We start from the raw sequence: 21,866 nt of genomic DNA on the forward strand, positions 1-21,866 counted from the left end.
TATATTTTTTATGCCTTTTATTTTATGAAAACTGAACTCCTCTCTCCCGCAGGTTCACTAAAAAACATGCGCTATGCATTTGCCTATGGTGCAGATGCCGTATATGCAGGCCAACCACGTTACAGTTTACGTGTCCGTAATAATGCTTTTGATCATGACAACTTAAAAATCGGAATTGATGAAGCTCATGCTTTAGGTAAAAAGTTTTATGTTGTGGTGAATATTCAGCCTCATAACAGCAAATTAAAGAACTTTATTCGTGACCTTGAACCGATTGTAGCGATGCAGCCAGATGCACTTATTATGTCTGATCCGGGTTTAATTATGATGGTGCGTGAGCATTTCCCAGAAGTGCAAATTCATCTATCGGTTCAAGCCAACGCCATTAACTGGGCCACTGTTAAATTTTGGAAAGACTACGGTCTAAGCCGCGTGATTTTATCGCGTGAGTTGTCATTAGAAGAAATCGAAGAAATCCAGCAACACGTCCCAGATATTGAACTCGAAGTTTTTGTACATGGCGCACTATGCATGGCCTACTCAGGTCGCTGCTTACTTTCTGGTTATATGAATAAACGTGATGCCAACCAAGGTGCTTGTACTAATGCTTGTCGTTGGGACTATAAGTTGCATGAAGCCCAAGAAGATGCAAACGGCGATGTAATTCCAGTCACTCAGCTCAACACGTCAGAGAAGTCTTGCTGCTCATCAGCACAATCAGAAACAACTTCAGCTCAAACTTTGCTTGTACAACGTAATGATGAAGAAATGTTTGCTGCTGAAGAAGATGAACACGGCACCTATTTTATGAACTCCAAAGATTTACGTGCGGTACAACATGTAGATCGTTTAACCAAAATGGGCATTGCCTCACTGAAAATTGAAGGCCGTACTAAATCATATTTTTATTGTGCCCGTACTGCTCAAATTTATCGTAAAGCCATTGATGATGCATTAGCAGGTAAACCATTTGACTCAAGCTTAATGGCTCAGCTCGAAGGATTGGCAAACCGTGGTTACACAGAAGGTTTTTTAAGACGTCATGTGCATAGCGAATATCAAAACTATACCGATGGTTCATCACATTTTGACTATCAACAATTTTGTGGAGAGGTTTTAGAACGTCGCGGTGATTATATTCGTATTGAAGTTAAAAATCGTTTTGTGGTTGGCGACTCACTTGAACTCATGACACCTCAAGGCAATATCACCTTTACCTTAACCGAAATGCGTGATTTAAAAGGTAACCCTATTACAGATGCCAAAGGTTCTGGGCATTTCGTTGAAATTCCACTCTCACAAGATGTTGATATCAGTTATGCCCTACTCGTACGTAATTTGCCGCATGCCAAAGAAAGTATTACTGCATCTACATTGGCTTATTCAGCGAGTTAAACATGGCACTTTTGATTACGAGTGACTGCATTAACTGCGATATGTGCTTACCTGAATGTCCCAACATTGCTATTTTTGAAGGGAAGAAAGTTTATGAAATTGATCCAGTTCGTTGTACCGAGTGTGTAGGCTTTTATGATGCACCCACATGTAAGGCGGTTTGCCCTATCGATTGCATAAAAACAGACCCTGCGCATATTGAGAATAAAGAGAAACTGCTAGAGAAATTTAAAGGGTTAAATTTACTCGGCGAATCTATTTCTTAAAAGACTATCGAGGATCAGGCTAAAATTACTGATCCTCTTTTTATGACTATGCAGCTCAATGATTAAATAAATGAATAAATAGCTGAGAACACTTTGCTAGTGATAAAATCAATTTATCAGTTCAGTTTGATTTACTGGTAATTTTGTACCAAAAAAATTAAACAATCGTTAAAACTGGCAAACCATTTCAACATTTCATATAGATTGATTAAAACTCTTTCTGGCGCAGTCCCCCATGTCTTATCTTTATTTAGCAATTGCGATTGCTTGTGAAGTCATTGCAACTTCAGCTTTAAAAGCATCTCAAGGTTTTACTGTTCCCATTCCATCCATCGTTACAGTTGTGGGCTATGCGATTGCTTTTTATTTATTGTCCCTGACGCTAAAAACAATCCCAATTGGAATTGCATACGCCATTTGGTCGGGCGCGGGTATTATTTTAATTTCTGCAATTGGCTGGATATTTTACAAACAGCATTTAGACTTGGCGGCCTGTATTGGTCTTACTTTAATGATTGCAGGTATTATCATTATTAATGTGTTTTCTAAAAATACTCATCTATAAAATATAATTAAAAAGCAACCGAGTAAGATGCGAATTCTTTTTAAAAAAATTTCACTTTACTCGGTATAAACAACTTATTTTAAACTGCCCGTCAAAAATTGTTTTAAACGCTCACTTTTCGGATTATTGAGTACTTCATCAGGATGGCCCTGTTCCTCAATTTTCCCTTGATGTAAGAAAATCACTTGATTAGACACATGACGTGCAAAGCCCATTTCATGTGTCACCACAATCATGGTACGGCCTTCTTCAGCCAAACTCTGCATAACCTTTAGCACTTCACCCACCAACTCTGGGTCAAGCGCACTGGTTGGTTCATCAAACAACATCACTTCTGGTTCCATTGCCAAAGCACGAGCAATTGCTACCCGTTGCTGCTGACCACCAGATAAAAATGCTGGATATTTATTCTCAACACTTTCAGGTAATCCAACTTTGCGTAGATATTTGCGTGCACGCTCTTCTGCTTCAGCACGTTTTATCCCAAGAACATGAATTGGCCCTTCAATGACATTTTCAAGCACTGTCATATGTGACCATAAATTAAAGTGCTGAAATACCATCATGAGCTGAGTACGCATTTTTTGTAGTTGCTTTGGATCAACCACTTTTAAATTGCCTTTTTTATCAAAGACTGTGCGTAGTTTTTCACCATTGAGTTTAATGGTGCCATTGCTCGGTTGTTCTAAAAAATTGATACAACGCAGCAAGGTACTTTTACCCGAACCAGATGAACCAATAATACTAATCACATCGCCAGCATTTGCATCAAGTGATATCCCCTTAAGTACTTCATGATCGCCAAATGTTTTGTGTAAATCACGAATCACTAGTTTTGCAACGTGTTCCATTTATGTCTCCTAATGATTCGATGGCTTTAAAAATGCCAACCAACGTTTTTCCAACTTACGGAATATCCAAATCAAAATAAATGCCAACACTGCATACAACACAGCAGCAATTCCAAAAGCATTGAAAGTGTCATAGGTTGCGGCATTCACATCGCGAGCAATCTTTAAAATGTCGGGAACTGTTGCTGTAAATGCAATGGTTGTCGCATGCAACATCAAAATGACTTCGTTACCGTAAAATGGCAAAGCACGGCGTAACATCGACGGAATGATAATACGTGTGTAGAGTTTCCATTTTGACATACCGAAAGCTTGGGCAGCTTCAATCTCGCCATGTGGAATAGAACGAATCGCTCCTGCGAAGATTTCAGTCGTATATGCACCAGTATTGAGCGCGAACGCCAAAATGGTGCAATTTATGCCCTCTCGAAAAAATGCATCGAGCGTTTGATGTTCATGGACGTAATCAAAGCTGTAAATACCTGAATAAATAATCAACAGTTGGATGTACAGGGGCGTGCCACGAAAAACGTAGGTAAACAACCAAACTGGACTACGTAACCAGTTATTTTCTGATACTCGTGCAAGTGATAAAGGCACAGCAAGCACAAACCCAATACCGATTGAAAGCACCAATAACCAAGCAGTCATCGCGACACCGGTCATTTGTAGGCCATCGGTCCAAAGGTATGCCTTCCAATATTGTTGAAGGATTTCAATCATAATTACCCCTTCCTTACACCAGCAGAATAACGACGTTCAAGCCACATTAAAATCAGGTTTGACACGGTAGTAATTGCCAAATAAATCGCAGCAGCGACGATGCTGAAAAAGAACAATTGCATGGTACTTCTACCTGCATCTTGCGTAATTTTTACAATGTCAGTTAAGCCAATAATGGAAACCAGTGCGGTCGCTTTAATCAAAACTTGCCAGTTGTTACCAATACCAGGCAATGCAAAACGCATCATTTGAGGGAATAAAACACGTCGAAAAACCTGCCACGGCGTCATCCCATAGGCCATTGCTGCTTCAATTTGTCCCGTTGGAACCGATTGAAATGCACCACGAAAGGTCTCTGTAAAATATGCACCATAAATGAACGCTAAGGTAATCACACCAGCCACAAATGGGTTGATATCAATCTGGTCCATTTGCAGTGCTTCAGTAATTTGGTTTAAACCCAACTGCAAGCTATAAAATAACAGCAGCATAATCACTAAGTCAGGCACACTACGAATGAGCGTGGTATAGCCGGTCGCAATATAACGTAAGGCTTTAATATTAGAGAGTTTTGAACTCGCACCAATTAAGCCAATAATGACAGAAAGCAAGAGTGACAACAGCGCAAGCTGTATAGTCATCCATGTTCCGCTGAGAAGGAGTGGCCCATAGCCAGAAAAAGACATGACTCATCTTCTCCTTAAAAACAATATCTAATATTGATGAGATGAGAATAGATTTAAAAATGTCGGCACTTAGCCGACATTTTTTACATCATTAGTAAATGTTAAAGGAGAAGTATTTTTTCTCGAGTTTCTTGTATGTGCCATCAGCAATGATTGCAGCCAAAGCTTTGTCAATATTTGCTTTCAAATCTGCATCTTCTTTGCGTAAACCAATAGCCGCACCTACGCCCAATGTTTTCACATCAACCACATTGCCACCAGCAAAAGCGAAGTTTTTGCCTTTTGGTTGTTTTAAGAAAGCGCCATCAACCATGATCGCATCTTGTAAAGTTGCATCCAAACGACCAGACATCATGTCTTGGTAAATCAAGTCTTGAGTTGGATAAGGAACAACACTCACACCTTTTGGAGCCCAATAGGTTTTAGCGTATGTTTCTTGAATTGTGCCCTGTTGTACCCCTACACGCTTACCTTTCAATGAAGTAGGCGTTGGCAATAAAGGTGAGCCTTTTTTTGCAACCATACGCGTTGGCGTATTGTAGATTTTGCTACTAAATAAAATTTGTTTCGCACGTTCATCAGTAACGGTCATTGATGAAAGAATGCCATCAAATTTTTTCGCTTTAAGTGCGGGAATCATCCCGTCAAAAGAGTTTTCAACCCAAACACATTTGGCTTTAAGCTTTGCACAAATGGCATTACCTAAATCAACATCAAAACCAGTTAACTTGCCATCTGGTGTTTTATATTCAAATGGAGCATAAGACGACTCAGTACCAAAACGAATCACCTTCCAATCCTTTGCTTGAACATTCGTTGCAACAGCAGCCAAAACTAAGGTTGTCGAAACGAACATTTTTTTCATAAAGCTTGCCATCTTGAAGCTTCTCCTTAAAATCCAAATAAGGTGATAAAAACTTGAGCAATTTCTAAATTACTCTTCTGCCGAAATAATTGCAATTTCTATACCAGTAAATTAAGGATTTATGAATATGTCTAAACAATGGATTGGATCAACTATCTAAATGTTGAAAAATCACTCAAATTTTAAATTAGTTTTTGAGTGTATAGGCTTCTGCCATATTTTCATTTTCAACCAATGTCCGAATGGTATATTCATGGTTATTTTCTTTGGCGCTGGCAAATTCACATTTCGAATCCCATGCCATTGAACAACCACTCAACAATGGACAACTTGCAAATAATTCAGCTACCCAGTCTACAAATACACGAACTTTAGGCGATAAATGACGGTTTTGTAGATAAACGACTGATATTGGCATCGGTGCAGGTAACCATTCAGTCAATACCTCCCTAAGCGCACCAGATTCTAAATGTTTTGCCGCCATATAATATGGACATTGAATTAAGCCGAAACCTTGCACTGCCAAATCAATATATGAATCGCTATCATTGACAGAAACACGCCCTTTCACACCGACGCTATGAATCTCGCCATCCACCATAAAATCCCAGTCAATATTGCGTCCGGTACGGCTATTAAAATAATGCACGACTTGATGTTTTTGTAAATCTTCAATGGTTTTTGGTTCGCCATGTTCCATCAAATAACGAGGCGCAGCAACAGTGACACACTGAATTGTTCCGATACGACGTGCAACTAAACTTGAATCTTTCAATTGACCAATACGAATAACACAGTCCACTGCATCTTGAACCAAATCGACTGGACGATCACTCATTCCAATCACCAAATCAATATCGGGGTACTTGGCATGAAAATCACAAAGCATTGGAATAAGGATGAGTCGTCCGATTGACGCTTTAACATCAATGCGCAGTCGACCTCGTGGTCCACGTTCAGAATCATGGAAATTCGATTCTACATCTTCTACGTCGGCTAAAATTCGTGCAGTCCGTTCATAATAAACTGCACCATCTGGTGTCAAACTCAGTTTACGAGTGGTTCGGTTCAATAAACGAACTTGTAAATGTTTTTCTAAACCTTGAATGGTTGTCGTCACAGAAGCACGCGGTAGTCCTAAACTGTCAGCCGCTAAACTGAAACTATTTGTTTCGACAACTTTGTTAAATACTTTCATCGCATGAAATAGATCCACACGCACACTCCTATCAATGCATTTATTTAATCAAACACATCAATTGTTATAAAAATACGAATAGTGTTATCGAATTTAATATATTTATTCGTGATTGACAAACTTTTATGCTCCGTCCATCCCATAAACCCTGTTTCTCCCATACGGACCACAACTAAAAGTCTGAAAACAGGTATCCAAATAACTAGGAGCACCTTATGTCATTTTCCCGCAAACAGTTCGCACTGTCTGCCATCTTTGTCGCCATTTTGGCTACAGGGGGTAGTTTTATGTTTTTACATGAAAATGCCGATGCAAAAGCTGCACCGACCAGTGCCCAACAAGCTGCAACAGTTGATATTTCTAATGTTATTAGCAAAACGATTACCGATTGGCAAGAATATTCCGGTCGCTTAGAAGCGATTGATCAAGTCGATATTCGGCCACAGGTTTCAGGTAAACTCATTTCCGTACACTTCAAAGATGGCAGTCTTGTAAAAAAAGGCGATTTACTTTTTACAATCGACCCACGTCCTTTCCAAGCAGAACTGAATCGTGCTCAAGCTCAACTTGCTTCGGCTGAGGCACAAGTCACTTATACGGGATCTAACCTTTCTCGTATTCAACGTTTAATTCAGAGTAATGCTGTATCACGCCAAGAGCTGGATCTAGCTGAAAATGATGCACGTTCAGCGAATGCCAACCTACAAGCTGCTAGAGCCGCTGTTCAGTCTGCACGTTTAAATCTTGAGTACACTCGTATTACTGCACCAGTCAGCGGCCGAATTTCCCGTGCCGAAGTAACCGTTGGTAATGTGGTGTCTGCCGGTAATGGCGCACAGGTCTTAACAAGCTTGGTGTCTGTATCTCGCCTTTACGCCTCTTTCGACGTTGATGAACAAACTTATCTCAAATACATCAGTAATCAGCGTAATTCAGCTCAAGTTCCTGTCTATATGGGACTTGCCAATGAAACAGGTTTCTCTCGTGAAGGAACCATCAACTCAATTGACAATAACTTAAATACCACCTCAGGTACGATTCGCGTTCGAGCAACTTTTGATAATCCTAACGGCGTTTTATTACCAGGCTTATATGCACGAATCCGTTTAGGTGGAGGTCAACCTCGTTCAGCAATTTTGATTAGCCCAACTGCAATTAGTGTCGATCAAGATAAACGTTTTGTTGTGGTAGTCGACGCTAAAAATCAAACTGCTTACCGTGAGGTAAAACTCGGTGCACAACAAGATGGCTTGCAAATCGTAAATAGCGGATTACAAGCGGGTGATCGTATTGTGGTGAATGGTTTACAGCGGATTCGTCCGGGTGACCCTGTTACACCTCATCTTGTACCTATGCCAAACGCGCAAATCACTGCGAACAGCACTACCCCTCAACCTCAGCCAACAGAAAAAACTTCAACTCCGGCAAAAGGTTAATCACATATGAATATCTCTAAATTTTTTATTGATCGGCCGATCTTTGCTGGCGTGTTATCCGTACTGATTTTACTTGCCGGTCTTCTTTCGGTATTTAAATTACCGATTTCAGAATACCCCGAAGTTGTTCCACCCTCTGTGGTGGTACGTGCTCAATATCCGGGTGCAAACCCAAAAGTGATTGCTGAAACTGTTGCTTCTCCGCTTGAAGAATCCATCAACGGCGTTGAAGACATGCTGTATATGCAATCTCAGGCAAACAGCGACGGTAATTTAACCATTACGGTGAATTTTAAGCTCGGTATCGACCCAGATAAAGCACAGCAATTGGTTCAAAACCGTGTATCTCAAGCCCTGCCTCGTTTACCTGAAGACGTACAGCGTTTAGGCGTTACTACTTTAAAAAGCTCACCGACTTTAACCATGGTTGTGCATCTGACCTCACCAGATAATCGCTATGACATGACTTACTTACGTAACTACGCGGTGCTCAACGTAAAAGACCGTTTGGCACGCTTACAAGGTGTAGGTGAAGTCGGTTTATTTGGTTCTGGTGACTACGCGATGCGTGTGTGGCTCGACCCACAAAAAGTAGCGCAACGTAATCTCACCGCCACTGAAATTGTCAGTGCAATCCGCGAACAAAACATTCAAGTTGCAGCAGGAACCATTGGTGCATCACCAAGTAATTCCCCTTTACAACTTTCGGTAAACGCTCAAGGTCGTTTAACCACTGAGCAAGAATTTTCCGATATTATTTTAAAAACGGCTCCTGATGGCGCGGTTACTCGATTGGGTGATGTTGCACGCGTTGAACTTGCAGCTTCACAATATGGCTTGCGTTCATTACTCGATAATAAACAAGCGGTAGCCATTCCAATTTTCCAAGCACCAGGCGCGAATGCTTTGCAAGTTTCTGATCAAGTGCGTAGCACAATGAAAGAACTTTCAAAAGATTTCCCATCTTCAATTAAATACGACATTGTGTACGATCCGACTCAATTTGTACGTGCCAGTATTAAAGCAGTCGTTCATACCTTACTTGAAGCAATTGCACTGGTTGTTGTGGTCGTTATTTTATTCTTACAAACATGGCGTGCTTCAATCATTCCATTACTTGCCGTACCTGTTTCAATTATTGGTACATTCGCGCTCATGCTTGCTTTTGGTTACTCAATCAATGCGCTTTCGCTATTCGGGATGGTGCTTGCCATCGGGATTGTAGTCGATGACGCGATTGTGGTCGTCGAAAACGTCGAGAGGAATATTGAAGCTGGCCTAAACCCAAGGGAAGCGACGTACCGTGCCATGCGAGAAGTAAGCGGCCCGATTATTGCCATTGCCTTAACGCTGGTTGCAGTATTCGTACCTCTTGCCTTTATGACAGGCTTAACAGGGCAATTTTATAAACAATTTGCCATGACCATTGCCATTTCAACGGTTATTTCGGCATTTAACTCCCTTACGCTATCTCCTGCTTTAGCAGCCATGTTACTGAAAGGACATGATGCTAAACCTGATGCATTAACACGTCTTATGAACCGTGTATTCGGACGTTTCTTTGCGCTGTTTAACCGTGTGTTTACCCGTGCGTCAGACAACTATGGTAAAGGCGTAAGTCGTGTTATCTCCCATAAAGCATCGGCAATGGGTGTATATGTAGCTCTTCTAGGTTTAACCGTTGGTATTTCTTATATTGTTCCGGGTGGCTTTGTTCCCGCTCAAGACAAACAATATTTGATTAGTTTTGCGCAGCTACCAAACGGCGCATCATTAGATCGTACCGAAGCTGTCATTCGTAAAATGAGTGACACCGCACTTAAACAGCCCGGTGTAGAAAGCGCGGTTGCCTTCCCTGGTCTCTCAATTAACGGTTTCACCAATAGCTCAAGTGCCGGTATTGTCTTTGTGACCTTAAAGCCATTCGATGAACGTAAGGCCAAAGACTTATCTGCAAATGCTATTGCAGGTGCATTAAACCAGAAATACTCAGCTATTCAAGATGCTTATATTGCGGTTTTCCCACCACCACCTGTGATGGGCTTAGGGACTATGGGCGGCTTTAAACTTCAACTTGAAGACCGAGGTGCCTTAGGCTATTCAGCCTTGAATGATGCTGCACAAAACTTTATGAAAGCAGCTCAATCAGCTCCTGAGCTTGGTCCAATGTTCTCAAGTTATCAAATTAACGTACCTCAACTAAACGTAGATTTGGATCGTGTAAAAGCCAAACAGCAAGGTGTTGCTGTGACAGATGTTTTCAACACTATGCAGATTTATTTAGGTTCGCAGTATGTTAACGACTTTAACCGCTTTGGACGTGTTTATCAGGTTCGTGCACAAGCCGATGCGCCTTTCCGTGCAAATCCTGAAGATATTTTGCAGCTTAAAACCCGTAATAGTGCCGGACAAATGGTGCCATTATCTTCATTGGTGAATGTAACTCAAACCTACGGTCCAGAAATGGTGGTGCGTTATAACGGCTACACTTCAGCCGATATTAACGGCGGCCCTGCACCAGGTTATTCATCTAGCCAAGCAGAAGCTGCTGTTGAACGTATTGCTGCTCAAACTTTGCCGCGTGGTATCAAGTTTGAATGGACAGATTTAACTTACCAAAAAATCTTGGCTGGTAATGCAGGACTTTGGGTATTCCCAATTAGCGTATTGCTCGTGTTCTTAGTTTTAGCCGCTCAATATGAAAGTCTGACTTTACCATTAGCAGTCATCTTAATTGTACCGATGGGAATCTTGGCGGCTCTGACAGGTGTTTGGCTCACCAGTGGAGATAACAATATCTTTACCCAAATCGGTTTGATGGTACTGGTCGGGCTGGCCTGTAAAAATGCCATCTTAATTGTCGAATTTGCGCGGGAACTCGAAATGCAAGGTGCAACTGCCTTTAAAGCAGCAGTTGAAGCAAGTCGTCTACGTTTACGCCCAATTTTAATGACGTCTATTGCATTCATTATGGGTGTCGTCCCACTGGTTACTTCAACTGGTGCAGGTTCTGAAATGCGTCATGCTATGGGTGTTGCAGTGTTCTTCGGAATGATCGGGGTAACTTTCTTTGGTTTATTCCTGACCCCTGCCTTTTACGTCCTGATTCGTACATTGAATAGCAAACATAAATTGCATTCCGCAGCAGTTCATGAAGCGCCATTAGCTAACCCACACGATCATTAAGGAGGATTAATGACTACAGCAAAACAAAGCTTGTTATTGTCCTCACTGATGGGGAGCCTGCTTCTTGCAGGCTGCTCTTTGGCTCCGGAATATCAACCTGCAAAAGTTATAGTTCCTGTCAAATTCAAGGAGTCAGACCCTAAACTTGAAGACAATAATTGGAAAATTGCCCAGCCTGCCGATCAGCAAGTTCGAGGTGAATGGTGGCGTGTTTTTAATGATGCTCAATTGAATGAGCTAGAACAACAAGCGATTGCCGGCAACCAAAATCTTAAAGCGGTAGCAGCTAATATTCAGGCTTCACGTGCAATACGTTCGGCAGCACAAGCCGAACGTTTGCCAAGTATTGGTGCTGGCTTTGGCCCAACTCGTCAAAAACCCTCTCCTGCTTCATTGGGTTTAGATGACAATGCTCATACATCTGCACAAACCTTATGGCGCGCTCAAGCGAATGTTTCATATGAACTCGATTTATTTGGTCGTATCGCTAGTAGTGTCAATGCAGCAACAGCGGATCTACAACAGCAAGAAGCGTTATATCAGTCGGCACTTTTAGCGTTACAGGCCGATGTTGCACAAGGTTATTTTCTCATTCGCCAGCTTGATGCTGAACAAGCAATTTATACTCGTACTATTAAATTACTTGGTGAGACACGAGATCTCGTTCAAACCCGATTTAAAAATGGTTTAGTCAGTGAATTAGATGTTTCTCGTGCACAAACTGAACTTGCTACAGCTCAAACCAATGCACTGAGCATTGCTCGTAACAGAGCCAATGCCGAACATGCACTTGCAGTATTGTTAGGCAAAACACCAGCTGACTTTAGCTTGGCTGTCCAACCTTTAACTATAAATAGTCTTCGTCTTCCAGCAGGATTACCATCAAGTTTACTTGAAAGGCGACCTGACATTGCTGCTGCTGAACGTGCTATGGCAGCAGATAATGCACGTATTGGAATTGCCCGTGCAGCTTTTTTCCCGAAAGTTAATCTAACGGGTGCCTTAGGTTATGAATCTTCAAGTTTAAGCGAGTTAGGTAAATGGTCGAGCCGTACCTTCTTGCTTGGTCCAGTCGCAGGTACTATTTTATCTTTACCATTATTTGATGGCGGACAACGTAAAGCCGGTGTTGCTCAAGCACGAGCAGCTTATGAAGAAAGTGTTGCCAACTATAGACAAACTGTACTAAACGCCTTTCGTGAAGTTGAAAATGGTTTGTCTGATCAACGTATTCTTGATCAGCAAATTCAAGCTCAAAACCAAGCACTCTCATCGTCTCGTCATGCAAATCAATTGTCTCATCTACGCTATCGAGAAGGTGCGATTAGCTATCTTGATGTGATTGACTCCGACCGGACTATTTTGCAACAAGAACAATTGGCAGCTCAGCTTAAAGGTGGCCAAATCATTGCAAGTGTAAACTTAATCCGTGCTTTAGGTGGGGGTTGGAATAACTGATATAAAAAAAAGCGCCTTACGGCGCTTTTTTTTATACACACAAATTATTTTGCATATACAGGGAATTTTGCACAAACAGCTTCAACTTTCGCTTTTACATCAGCAATAACTTTTTCGTCACCTTTGCTGTCAATCACGTCAGCGATCCAACCAGCAAGCTCACGAACTTCAGCTTCACCAAAACCACGAGTTGTTACTGCTGGAGTACCAATACGGATACCAGAAGTTACAAATGGAGAACGTGGGTCATTTGGAACTGAGTTTTTGTTCACAGTAATGTGAGCAGCACCTAACCAAGCGTCAGCATCTTTACCAGTTACGTCTTGTTTGATTAAAGATAACAAGAATAAGTGGTTGTCTGTACCGCCAGAAACAACATCATAACCACGTGCGATTAATACTTCAGCCATTGCTTGAGCATTTTTCACAACTTGTTGTTGGTAAGCTTTAAAGTCATCAGACATTGCTTCTTTGAAGCAGATTGCTTTAGCAGCAATCGCATGCATTAATGGACCACCTTGGTTACCAGGGAATACAGCTGATTGAAGTTTTTTCTCGATTTCTTCATTCGCTTTCGCAAGGATTAAACCAGAACGTGGGCCACGAAGTGTTTTGTGAGTCGTCGTTGTAGTTACGTCAGCAATTTGAACTGGGTTTGGATATACGCCAGCAGCAACAAGACCTGCAACGTGAGCCATATCAACAAAAAGGTAAGCACCAACTTTGTCCGCGATGTCACGGAAACGTTGCCAATCTACAACACGGCTATAAGCAGAGAAACCAGCAACGATCATACGTGGCTTGTGCTCTAACGCTAAACGTTCAACTTCTTCGTAATCGATCTCGCCAGTTTCAGAGTTTAAACCATACTGAACAGCGTTATAAGTTTTACCAGAGAAGCTTACTTTTGCACCGTGAGTCAAGTGACCACCGTGAGCCAAGCTCATACCCAAAACTGTGTCGCCTGGGTTAAGAAGTGCTAAATAAACAGCAGAGTTAGCTTGTGAACCAGCATGTGGTTGAACGTTTGCGTAATCAGCACCAAAAAGTTCTTTAGCACGGTCGATCGCCATTTGCTCAATAACATCTACATACTCGCAACCGCCATAATAGCGTTTGCCTGGATAACCTTCTGCGTATTTGTTCGTAAGTTTTGATCCTTGCGCTTCCATCACAGCAGGAGAGCAATAGTTTTCAGATGCAATTAACTCGATATGTGCTTCTTGACGCTCATCTTCAGAAGCAATAGCTTGAGCTAATTCTGGATCAAATTCAGAAATGGAAATATTGGCAAACATTAGCGGGGGTCCTATAAATTAGGGCTTTTAAGCCGTGCTAAGATTGCGGCATATTGTAGCATGAACTTTATAATTAAACAGAATCAAGTTAGCTCAGTTTTAAATAAAAATGGCTCAATTTTTATAAAAAATGAGCCATCAAATCTAAAATAATTTATAAACACTTAAAAAGCATTTATTTAATAATTTTCTAAAGTTAAATTTAGCTTTTCATAGCAACAAAAAAACTTTAAATATCATTACCCTTATTGAGCTGACAATAGGTTTTGTACATTTCCAACAATGTTATCTACATTACTACTCATTGCTGAATCGTGATCCCAGTTACCCGTCACATAGCTATTAATTTTTGTACCTACCACAGTGGCATTAGATATCAAAATATCAGTCGCTACTTTCGGAACTGTTGTATCTGCTAAGCCCTGATAAATAATAATCGGGGTAGTGACTTTTGCCTGTAAAGGTTGAGAATCTTTATCTAAGAATGTTTTAACTAAAGGTACTGCCATAAAATTAGGTTGAGTACGCGTATATCCATCCAGTGTTCCATTATGCTCTGTAGCATACTTAGTCATACCTGCACCAAAGGCTTGACCCAATGGCCCTGCACAAATTGTTTCCGCCTGCTGTGCAGTACTTGCGGTTTGTGAAGTAAATACCTGCGAATAATCAAAGCTTGGTTGTGTATTTCGAATGCCAGCTGTAACTAAAGCAGTATATGTATCAAGCTGTGCATACATTGGGATCTTTTTATCCAAAGTTGCATTGGCAACGGCTTGTTCACCTGCAATTAAAATAAATCCTAGATTTGAAGCTGGTGCTACCGCTACTGTACCTTTATAGTTTAGCTGTGCACGACTTGCATATTGTGCAGCACCCAATGCAGCATGCCCACCCTGAGAGTGACCTACAGTGACCCATTTATTCGAAGTCAATAAATTACGCTGAGATAAATAATTGCGTGTTGCAACCACGGCGTCAGTAATTGAATAAGCTTCACTTTTAACATTTAAGAATGGATGTATACCTGGGGTTCCTAAACCCTCATAATCAGGTGCGACAACGACATAACCCGCCGCAAGAAGTTTACTAATTAAATCTTTAGTACTATCTGTTAATGCCGATTTACTTGGTGCGCATGCATCTGCAACCCCTGTCGTACCATGAGCCCAAACCACAATTGGCCAACCGCCTGCTGGTGGTGGTGTCGTCGGTGTAAATACTAAACTTGTTGCCTGAACCTCTTGTCCACTTTGGCCTAACATTTTATAAGTCAAAATACTACTTTCAGCAGCAACCGCTCCTAAGTTAGTACTTGTATAAGCATCGACTTTAACCACTGGATTTTGAATATTATTGGCTGGTGTACCAGATGGATCAGTAGTTGCTGGACTGTCATCACTACTTCCACCACCACATGCCGTCAACAATAAACTTGTGCTAAGAACACTGGTCATGAACAGTTTCATTTTCATTGGTATATCTTCCCTTAAATTCGATTTTTGTTGTGCTTTAGTTTTTAATGAACATTTTAAATGTCTTACAAACAATTACGCCTAATCTTCATTTTTCGCAAGTGATATTTAATCAAAATAAGTAGCGAGATTTTCTACTTTTCAACATAAATTAAATTTCATAGCTATATCTATCTTATTCTATGTTTTAAAGTCGCTAGTCAACTGTTAACATTGACGGTTACTTGTGATTGTTTAAAGGTTCAAAAGATGCAAGCCATTATTTTAGATACAGAAACTCATACACTAAATGGTTTGCCTATTGAAATTGCATACGCTCCCATTGAACTTAATGCAGGTAAACTGACTTTAGATAAAAGCAAATTATTTGATCAGCTCTATCAGGTTGGAACGCCGATCTCTTATGCTGCGATGGCGGTGCATCACATCTTGGAGTCTGACCTAGAAAACCAGCCTCACTATAAAACATTTAAATTACCTGATAGCACAACTTATATTATTGGTCACAACATTGATTATGATATTGCAGCTATTGCTCGTTGTGGCGTTGATGTATCTCATATAAAACCAATTTGTACTTTAGCTTTAGCACGCAAAGCTTGGCCAGATGCAGAAGCTCATAATATTTCTGCACTCATTTATATGATTTCTCAAGGCAGCAGTAAAGCACGAGAATTACTCAAAGGTGCACACCGTGCCGATGCCGATATTATTTTAACTGCCAATATTTTGATGCATATTATCTTTCATTTAAATATTCAAGATATTGAAGAGCTTTACCAAGTTTCTGAAGAAGCCCGTATCCCCACGACTATTAACTTTGGTAAGCATAAAGGTACAGCAATTGCTGAACTGCCTAAAGATTATATTCAATGGCTTCTACGTCAAGACGAACTTGATGCCTATTTACGTAAGGCATTAGAAAGTGCATTTTAAAGACTTAACTTAAATAGATGATATTCATAAATTCTTCATCATATTGTCATTTTTGAGTTTTATCTTTAACCCCATTTATATTTTATTAAGAACAGTACTGTTTGATAAAAATTAAACAGTCTGCTTCATTTTTATATTGGGGAAATACAATGTCTGGTTTTTATCGAACCAATTTGGGAAGAGTTGCGCTTCAACAACGTAATATTACGTTAAATGCAAAACAAAGACGTTTACTTCTACTCATTGATCATGAAGATTTTCAAAGCCTTAATAGTGAGTTTAAAAAGCGTATTGCTCCTCCAGAGCTGATTCAACAACTGATTGATTTAAAACTCATTGCTACTTCTAACGAAAGTTACTCAGAGTTGACCGAGCAAATATCTATGCAAGAGTCATCTATATCATCAAATGAAGTACATCCGAAAAATATTGATGAGAACAAAAGTAACGACTTAGTTGGAGAGATTCAGGTTCCTCAATCAACGTCTGTAACTTCTTCAAATATACAAAATGACCAGCCATCTATTCCAGTTCAGCAACTGTCTTTTGAAGAAATACAATTATTAATGAAACAAAGCTTAGGTCAGTTCTGTGGCCTTATGGCAAAACCCCTTATTCAAAAAATAGAGCAAATCAAAACACTTCAAGAACTTAAAATGTGTCAAATGCAATGGATTACACACTTACAAGAGTCACGTATTCCCCCTCATGAGCTAGCAAAGACACTTCAATCTATTAACTATTCAATTCAGCTTATTCAACAACGCATCTAAAAATAGAACAAGCTGCTGTTTAAATAAGCATTAAACTCACTTGGTATGTATTTCGTGCTTTACCTACCGGTGTTTTTTTCCTATGATGTGCCCCACACATGTGCGCTCGTAGCTCAGTTGGATAGAGTACAGGTTTCCGAAGCCTGGGGTCGTGGGTTCGATCCCCGCCGGGCGCACCAATTTATATATAATAACTTCATAAATTTATTCCAATTTCATAAAATTCCGACTATTTTACTTGGTTTATTAATCATTATCGCTCAAAATATACCCCTCTTTCATAATGTGAGAATTTCATGACTGATGCTTTGGTATTAAAAGATTTGTCCAAAACATATCGTAATGGTTTTCAGGCGTTAAAAGGTATTAACCTCACTGTGCCTGAAGGTGAATTTTATGCGTTGTTAGGCCCAAATGGTGCCGGCAAATCAACAACCATTGGTATTATCAGCTCCCTCACAAAAAAAACCGAAGGAACAGTTGAGATTTTTGGGCACAATCTCGACACTCATCCATCTTTAGCAAAACAACAGCTTGGCGTTGTCCCTCAAGAATTTAACTTTGGGCAGTTTGAAAAAGCATTCGATATTTTAGTCACTCAAGCTGGCTATTACGGCATTCACAAAAAGATTGCCGAAAAACGTGCCGAACATTATTTAGAAAAACTAGGCCTTTGGGAAAAGCGTAATATACAAGCACGCATGCTGTCTGGTGGTATGAAGCGCCGTCTAATGATAGCCCGTGCCATGATGCATGAGCCTAAACTTCTTATTTTAGATGAACCTACTGCGGGTGTAGATATTGAGTTACGCCGTTCTATGTGGGATTTTCTAACCGAAATGAACGAAAGTGGCACTTCTATTATTTTAACGACACACTATTTAGAAGAAGCGGAAATGCTCTGTCGTCAAATTGCCATCATTGACCGCGGTGTCATCAAAGAAGACACCAGTATGAAAAGTTTCTTAAACCAGTTGAGTGAAGAATCTTTTATTTTCGATTTGGCAGAACCGATTGCCCCACTCCAGTTAAACATTATTGGAGTGAAATTCAACTTAATTGATAGCAGCACTTTAGAAGTAACCATGGATAAGGCTCATACATTAAATGACTTATTCCAACTTTTAGAGTCACAAGGTATTCGTGTTCGTAGTATGCGTAACAAATCAAATCGCCTCGAAGAACTATTTGTCAAAATGGTTGAGAAAAATCTTGAAGGAGAGGCAAAATGAACTTTAACCAACTGCAAATTGCCCTCTGGACTTTAGTTCGTAAAGAAGTACGCCGATTTCTTCGCATTTGGCCACAAACCTTATTACCACCTGCGATTACCATGAGCTTGTATTTTGTCATCTTTGGTAATTTGGTTGGCTCACGTATTGGACAAATGGGCGGCGTAAGCTATATGCAGTTTATTGTGCCTGGTCTAATCATGATGGCTGTTATTACCAACAGTTATGCAAACGTTTCTTCTAGTTTCTTTAGTGTGAAATTCCAAAAAAGCATTGAAGAACTTATTATGAGTCCTGTGCCATTACATATTATTTTATGGGGCTATGTGATTGGTGGTATCTGTCGTGGTGTTCTGGTTGGAGCCATTGTTACTGCAATGAGTATGTTCTTTACTGACCTTTTTATACATAACTGGTTCGTAACTATATATACAGTCTTAATTACATCTGTTTTATTTTCCTTAGGCGGCTTTATTAATGCAGTCTATGCAAAATCTTTTGATGATATTTCTATTATTCCAACATTTGTACTTACTCCTCTCACCTACTTAGGTGGTGTATTTTATGCCATTAGTGCACTTGGTCCTTTTTGGCAAAAACTTTCTTTAATTAATCCTATTGTGTATATGGTTAATGCTTTCCGTTTCGGCATTTTAGGTCACAGTGACGTGAACGTTACGTTCTCTTTAACCATTGTGACATTATGTTGTGTTGTACTTTACGGAGTTGCTTACTATTTACTTGCTCGTGGTTCAGGAATGCGTGAATGAGTGTCGAACAGTCTTTATTGGGTAAAGAAACCCAGTATCCAACTAGCTATCAACCCGATGTGTTATTTCCAATCGCACGTGCTCAATCTCGTGAAAATTATTCACATATTGAAGGTATTACCCAAGGTAAAGATTGGTGGCATGTTTTTGAAATCTCTTGGTTAAATTCGCACGGTATTCCACAGGTTGCTATTGGCAGAATTACACTGCCAGCGTCTTCACCAAATTTGATTGAATCAAAGTCATTAAAACTTTACTTCAATAGTCTTAACTTCACTCAGTTTGACTCTAAAGCGTTATTCATTGAAACAGTTGAAAAAGATTTATCAGCTGCGGCAGGTGCAAAAGTTGAGCTAACGCTATTTCAAGTAGATGATCTCGATATTTCCAAGCCACAAGGCATTTGTATTGATGATCTAACACCTGAACGTTTAGGACAACATCCCGATGCATCGCTTTTAAAACTAGATGAGTCTGACGAAGAAGTCGAAATTGAGCTGTATTCTCATCTTTTGAGAAGTAACTGCCCAGTCACGGGACAACCAGATTGGGGGACAGTTTTTATCCGTTTTAAGGGCAAAAAACCTTGTTATCGTAGTGTTTTAGCTTATATTATCTCGTACCGTCAGCATAACGGTTTCCACGAACAGTGTGTTGAGCAAATCTTTGCAGATGTTTGGCAAAATTTGCAGCCTGAAAAGCTGATGGTTTATGCAACTTATACTCGCCGCGGTGGACTTGATATCAATCCTTGCCGAGTATCGGATCTATCATGGATGCCAAAACCGATTCGATTGGCACGACAATAAAACGAATAATTTGAGGATACACCATGCCGTTTTTTGGTTTTACCCCTTCTGAAGGCTTATTGAACGATATGCAGACTGGAATTGCGAATAAAAATTCTAGTGAACCGCTATATCCACTTCGAGACAAAATTGCTTTACAACTCAATGAAGAAATTATTGATAATGTACTGATTCAGTTAGTACAACATTTCCCAGCGAGTGAAAAAAGAGATACTGCCGAAAAACTTGCTGGTTATGTCAAATCTACAGTTGCCGTACTTTTAAAGCAATTACTCAGTAAAGCACCAAATGATGTTGTTAAACAGTCAGTTGAATTTTCAGAGAAAAGCTTATTTAAAGATCCACAAGGTCAATATAAAGTTGGCGTAGCTTTAGATGCTAGCTTAGTGACTAATTTGAAGCATAATTTTGCTGAGCTTCAAGCAGGTAATGACATTAATAAAGCAGCATTAGCAGAACTCTATAAACAGTTTGGCGATGCTATGGTTAGACACTTTATGTCTGATTTTAACAAGACATTAGATTTAGGCATGATTAAGCGTAAAGCAGCCGATATTGGCGCTGCTGCTGTGACTAAAGCGGTTCATATCGCGATCGATAAACTCATTCCAAGTTTAAATCGCACTGAATTGAAAGCGATGGCTGAATATCATGATGGTCTATTCTTTAACTAATAAAAAATAGACTATCGGAAACCTGGCAAACGCCAGGTTTTTTTATTGCAAAATATTGATATACATTGCCATAAATCACGTTTATGTTAGCATGCGCCAAGCACTGATTGACCTAGTTAAAGCCGCATGTCTCCTAGTCCACAATATAAATTTTTACGCCAAGCTCCTCGAGATGGTCTTAGTACTGCCATGCAACCATCACGCTGGCAGCAACTTCATATTGACCCTTGGTTATGCCTATTTTTATTCCTAAATGCTCTGTTAGGTTTAACGGTACTATATAGTGCATCTGCACAAGATGTCGGCTTAGTCAGTAAACAGGCTATGAGCTTTGGTATTGGCTTTTTAGTCATGATTGGTCTAGCTCAAATTCCTCCAAAGGTTTATCAAGCTTTTTCACCCTACTTTTATTTATTTGCACTATTTTCCTTAATTGGAGTTATGGTCTTTGGTGAAGTTCGTATGGGGGCTAAACGCTGGATTGATATTCCCGGTTTCGGAAGTGTGCAACCCAGTGAGTTCATGAAAATTGGCATGCCAATGATGATTTCATGGTTCTTAGCACGCAAACCACTTCCCCCTAGCTTTTCTCAAGTTGTTTTATCATTAATGTTAATTGGTGTTCCTTTTTTACTAATTGCAGAACAACCTGACTTAGGAACATCTCTACTCGTATTAGCCAGTGGTATTTTCGTACTATTTTTAAGTGGTCTGTCTTGGCGTATGATCGGCGCAGCTGCAGCCTGTGCCGCTATTGTTATTCCAATTGCATGGGAATTCCTTTTACACGACTATCAACGTCAACGTGTTCTAACGCTACTTGACCCAGAAGCAGATGCATTAGGAACAGGCTGGAACATTATTCAATCTAAAACAGCTATTGGTTCTGGTGGTTTCTCTGGTAAAGGTTTTCTTGAAGGGACACAGTCACATTTACACTTTTTGCCAGAAGGTCATACTGACTTTATTATTGCGGCTTATTCCGAAGAATTTGGCCTGATTGGCGTACTTATATTAGTTATTCTTTATTCAGCTATTATTTTTAGAACATTCCAAATTGGTTTACAAAGCTTTCATAATTATGGCCGTTTGGTTGCTGGCGCCTTTGGTTTGTCTTTTTTTGTTTATGTATTTGTAAACGCAGGAATGGTCAGTGGTATTTTACCTGTAGTGGGTGTTCCTTTGCCTTTTATGAGTTATGGCGGTACCGCTATTATTACTTTAATGGCCACTTTTGGTTTAGTCATGTCTATTCATACACATCGATAAT

20 protein-coding genes, 1 tRNA gene and 1 pseudogene are annotated in these 21,866 nt (G+C 40.1%); 15 read left to right on the plus strand and 7 right to left on the minus strand.

Annotation, left to right across the window (positions count from 1 at the left end; translation table 11 throughout):
• Positions 1–24 precede the first annotated feature (24 nt).
• The 3 genes from yegQ (at position 25) to abeS (ending at position 2,226) form a co-directional block, all read left to right on the plus strand.
• Positions 25–1,395, plus strand: coding sequence for a tRNA 5-hydroxyuridine modification protein YegQ (gene yegQ / locus AC056_RS05760; protein WP_077162990.1), 1,371 nt, complete (start codon positions 25–27; stop codon positions 1,393–1,395).
• A 2-nt stretch (positions 1,396–1,397) separates the two neighbouring features.
• Entirely contained in the window at positions 1,398–1,661 is a 264-nt protein-coding gene (locus AC056_RS05765; protein ID WP_077162991.1) for a YfhL family 4Fe-4S dicluster ferredoxin, read from the plus strand.
• Positions 1,662–1,896: 235 nt separating this feature from the next.
• Positions 1,897–2,226: a multidrug efflux SMR transporter AbeS gene (gene abeS / locus AC056_RS05770; protein WP_004700493.1), complete on the plus strand. Its 330-nt coding sequence runs from the start codon at positions 1,897–1,899 to the stop codon at positions 2,224–2,226.
• 74 nt (positions 2,227–2,300) lie between these two features.
• Here the strand turns inward: abeS and AC056_RS05775 are convergent, their stop codons facing one another.
• The 5 genes from AC056_RS05775 to AC056_RS05795 form a co-directional block, all read right to left on the minus strand.
• Positions 2,301–3,077 carry an ABC transporter ATP-binding protein gene (locus AC056_RS05775; RefSeq protein ID WP_077162992.1) on the minus strand — a complete coding sequence of 259 codons (777 nt, stop codon included), beginning with the start codon at positions 3,075–3,077 and terminating at the stop codon, positions 2,301–2,303.
• Positions 3,078–3,086: 9 nt separating this feature from the next.
• Positions 3,087–3,800 carry an ABC transporter permease gene (locus AC056_RS05780; protein WP_077162993.1) on the minus strand — a complete coding sequence of 238 codons (714 nt, stop codon included), beginning with the start codon at positions 3,798–3,800 and terminating at the stop codon, positions 3,087–3,089.
• 2 nt (positions 3,801–3,802) lie between these two features.
• Complete coding sequence (locus tag AC056_RS05785; RefSeq protein WP_077162994.1) at positions 3,803–4,486, minus strand: ABC transporter permease; 684 nt, start codon at positions 4,484–4,486, stop codon at positions 3,803–3,805.
• Between the two features lie 91 nt (positions 4,487–4,577).
• The gene (locus AC056_RS05790) at positions 4,578–5,363 is read right to left on the minus strand and encodes an ABC transporter substrate-binding protein (RefSeq protein WP_077162995.1); all 786 of its coding nucleotides are present in this window, start codon (positions 5,361–5,363) and stop codon (positions 4,578–4,580) included.
• A gap of 175 nt (positions 5,364–5,538) precedes the next feature.
• Entirely contained in the window at positions 5,539–6,567 is a 1,029-nt protein-coding gene (locus tag AC056_RS05795) for a LysR family transcriptional regulator (RefSeq protein WP_004700483.1), read from the minus strand.
• Between the two features lie 197 nt (positions 6,568–6,764).
• Here AC056_RS05795 and adeF point away from each other — a divergent pair, with 197 nt between their 5' ends.
• From adeF to adeH, 3 genes are read left to right on the plus strand one after another with little or no spacing between them, the layout of a single operon-like run.
• Positions 6,765–7,985 (plus strand): multidrug efflux RND transporter periplasmic adaptor subunit AdeF, encoded by a 1,221-nt coding sequence (gene adeF / locus AC056_RS05800; RefSeq protein WP_004700481.1) that lies wholly within the window; start codon positions 6,765–6,767, stop codon positions 7,983–7,985.
• Positions 7,986–7,991: 6 nt separating this feature from the next.
• Positions 7,992–11,171 carry a multidrug efflux RND transporter permease subunit AdeG gene (adeG, locus tag AC056_RS05805; protein WP_077162996.1) on the plus strand — a complete coding sequence of 1,060 codons (3,180 nt, stop codon included), beginning with the start codon at positions 7,992–7,994 and terminating at the stop codon, positions 11,169–11,171.
• Between the two features lie 9 nt (positions 11,172–11,180).
• Positions 11,181–12,629 (plus strand): multidrug efflux RND transporter outer membrane subunit AdeH, encoded by a 1,449-nt coding sequence (gene adeH / locus AC056_RS05810; RefSeq protein ID WP_077162997.1) that lies wholly within the window; start codon positions 11,181–11,183, stop codon positions 12,627–12,629.
• Positions 12,630–12,673: 44 nt separating this feature from the next.
• Here adeH and glyA read toward each other — a convergent pair whose 3' ends face one another.
• Complete coding sequence (glyA, locus tag AC056_RS05815; protein ID WP_004700476.1) at positions 12,674–13,927, minus strand: serine hydroxymethyltransferase; 1,254 nt, start codon at positions 13,925–13,927, stop codon at positions 12,674–12,676.
• 60 nt (positions 13,928–13,987) lie between these two features.
• On the opposite strand from glyA, the pseudogene AC056_RS19820 reads away from it, so the two are divergent.
• Positions 13,988–14,065, plus strand: a pseudogene (locus tag AC056_RS19820) (hypothetical protein); the annotation flags it as partial.
• Between the two features lie 107 nt (positions 14,066–14,172).
• Here AC056_RS19820 and AC056_RS05820 read toward each other — a convergent pair.
• Positions 14,173–15,402, minus strand: a complete 1,230-nt coding sequence (locus AC056_RS05820; protein WP_019457150.1) for an alpha/beta hydrolase — start codon at positions 15,400–15,402, stop codon at positions 14,173–14,175.
• Between the two features lie 249 nt (positions 15,403–15,651).
• On the opposite strand from AC056_RS05820, the gene AC056_RS05825 reads away from it, so the two are divergent.
• The 8 genes from AC056_RS05825 (at position 15,652) to rodA (ending at position 21,865) form a co-directional block, all read left to right on the plus strand.
• Positions 15,652–16,338 (plus strand): putative quorum-sensing-regulated virulence factor, encoded by a 687-nt coding sequence (locus tag AC056_RS05825; RefSeq protein WP_049066082.1) that lies wholly within the window; start codon positions 15,652–15,654, stop codon positions 16,336–16,338.
• A gap of 149 nt (positions 16,339–16,487) precedes the next feature.
• Positions 16,488–17,111 (plus strand): hypothetical protein, encoded by a 624-nt coding sequence (locus tag AC056_RS05830; RefSeq protein ID WP_077162998.1) that lies wholly within the window; start codon positions 16,488–16,490, stop codon positions 17,109–17,111.
• A gap of 102 nt (positions 17,112–17,213) precedes the next feature.
• Positions 17,214–17,290 (plus strand) — tRNA-Arg (locus AC056_RS05835).
• A 117-nt stretch (positions 17,291–17,407) separates the two neighbouring features.
• Positions 17,408–18,343, plus strand: coding sequence for an ABC transporter ATP-binding protein (locus AC056_RS05840; RefSeq protein WP_068933489.1), 936 nt, complete (start codon positions 17,408–17,410; stop codon positions 18,341–18,343).
• On the plus strand, positions 18,340–19,113 hold the full coding sequence (locus tag AC056_RS05845) for an ABC transporter permease (protein WP_039250823.1): 774 nt from the start codon (positions 18,340–18,342) through the stop codon (positions 19,111–19,113). Before AC056_RS05840 ends, AC056_RS05845 begins: the two co-directional genes overlap by 4 nt.
• On the plus strand, positions 19,110–19,922 hold the full coding sequence (queF, locus tag AC056_RS05850; RefSeq protein ID WP_077162999.1) for an NADPH-dependent 7-cyano-7-deazaguanine reductase QueF: 813 nt from the start codon (positions 19,110–19,112) through the stop codon (positions 19,920–19,922). The genes AC056_RS05845 and queF overlap by 4 nt, the downstream gene beginning before the upstream one ends.
• Positions 19,923–19,945: 23 nt before the next feature.
• Entirely contained in the window at positions 19,946–20,596 is a 651-nt protein-coding gene (locus AC056_RS05855; RefSeq protein ID WP_004700442.1) for a hypothetical protein, read from the plus strand.
• 126 nt (positions 20,597–20,722) lie between these two features.
• Positions 20,723–21,865: a rod shape-determining protein RodA gene (gene rodA / locus AC056_RS05860; protein ID WP_019457155.1), complete on the plus strand. Its 1,143-nt coding sequence runs from the start codon at positions 20,723–20,725 to the stop codon at positions 21,863–21,865.
• Position 21,866: the final 1 nt, after the last annotated feature.

The sequence above is a fragment of the Acinetobacter genomosp. 33YU genome (assembly GCF_001990725.1).
In the GTDB taxonomy this organism is placed as follows: Bacteria; Pseudomonadota; Gammaproteobacteria; order Pseudomonadales; family Moraxellaceae; genus Acinetobacter; species Acinetobacter seifertii.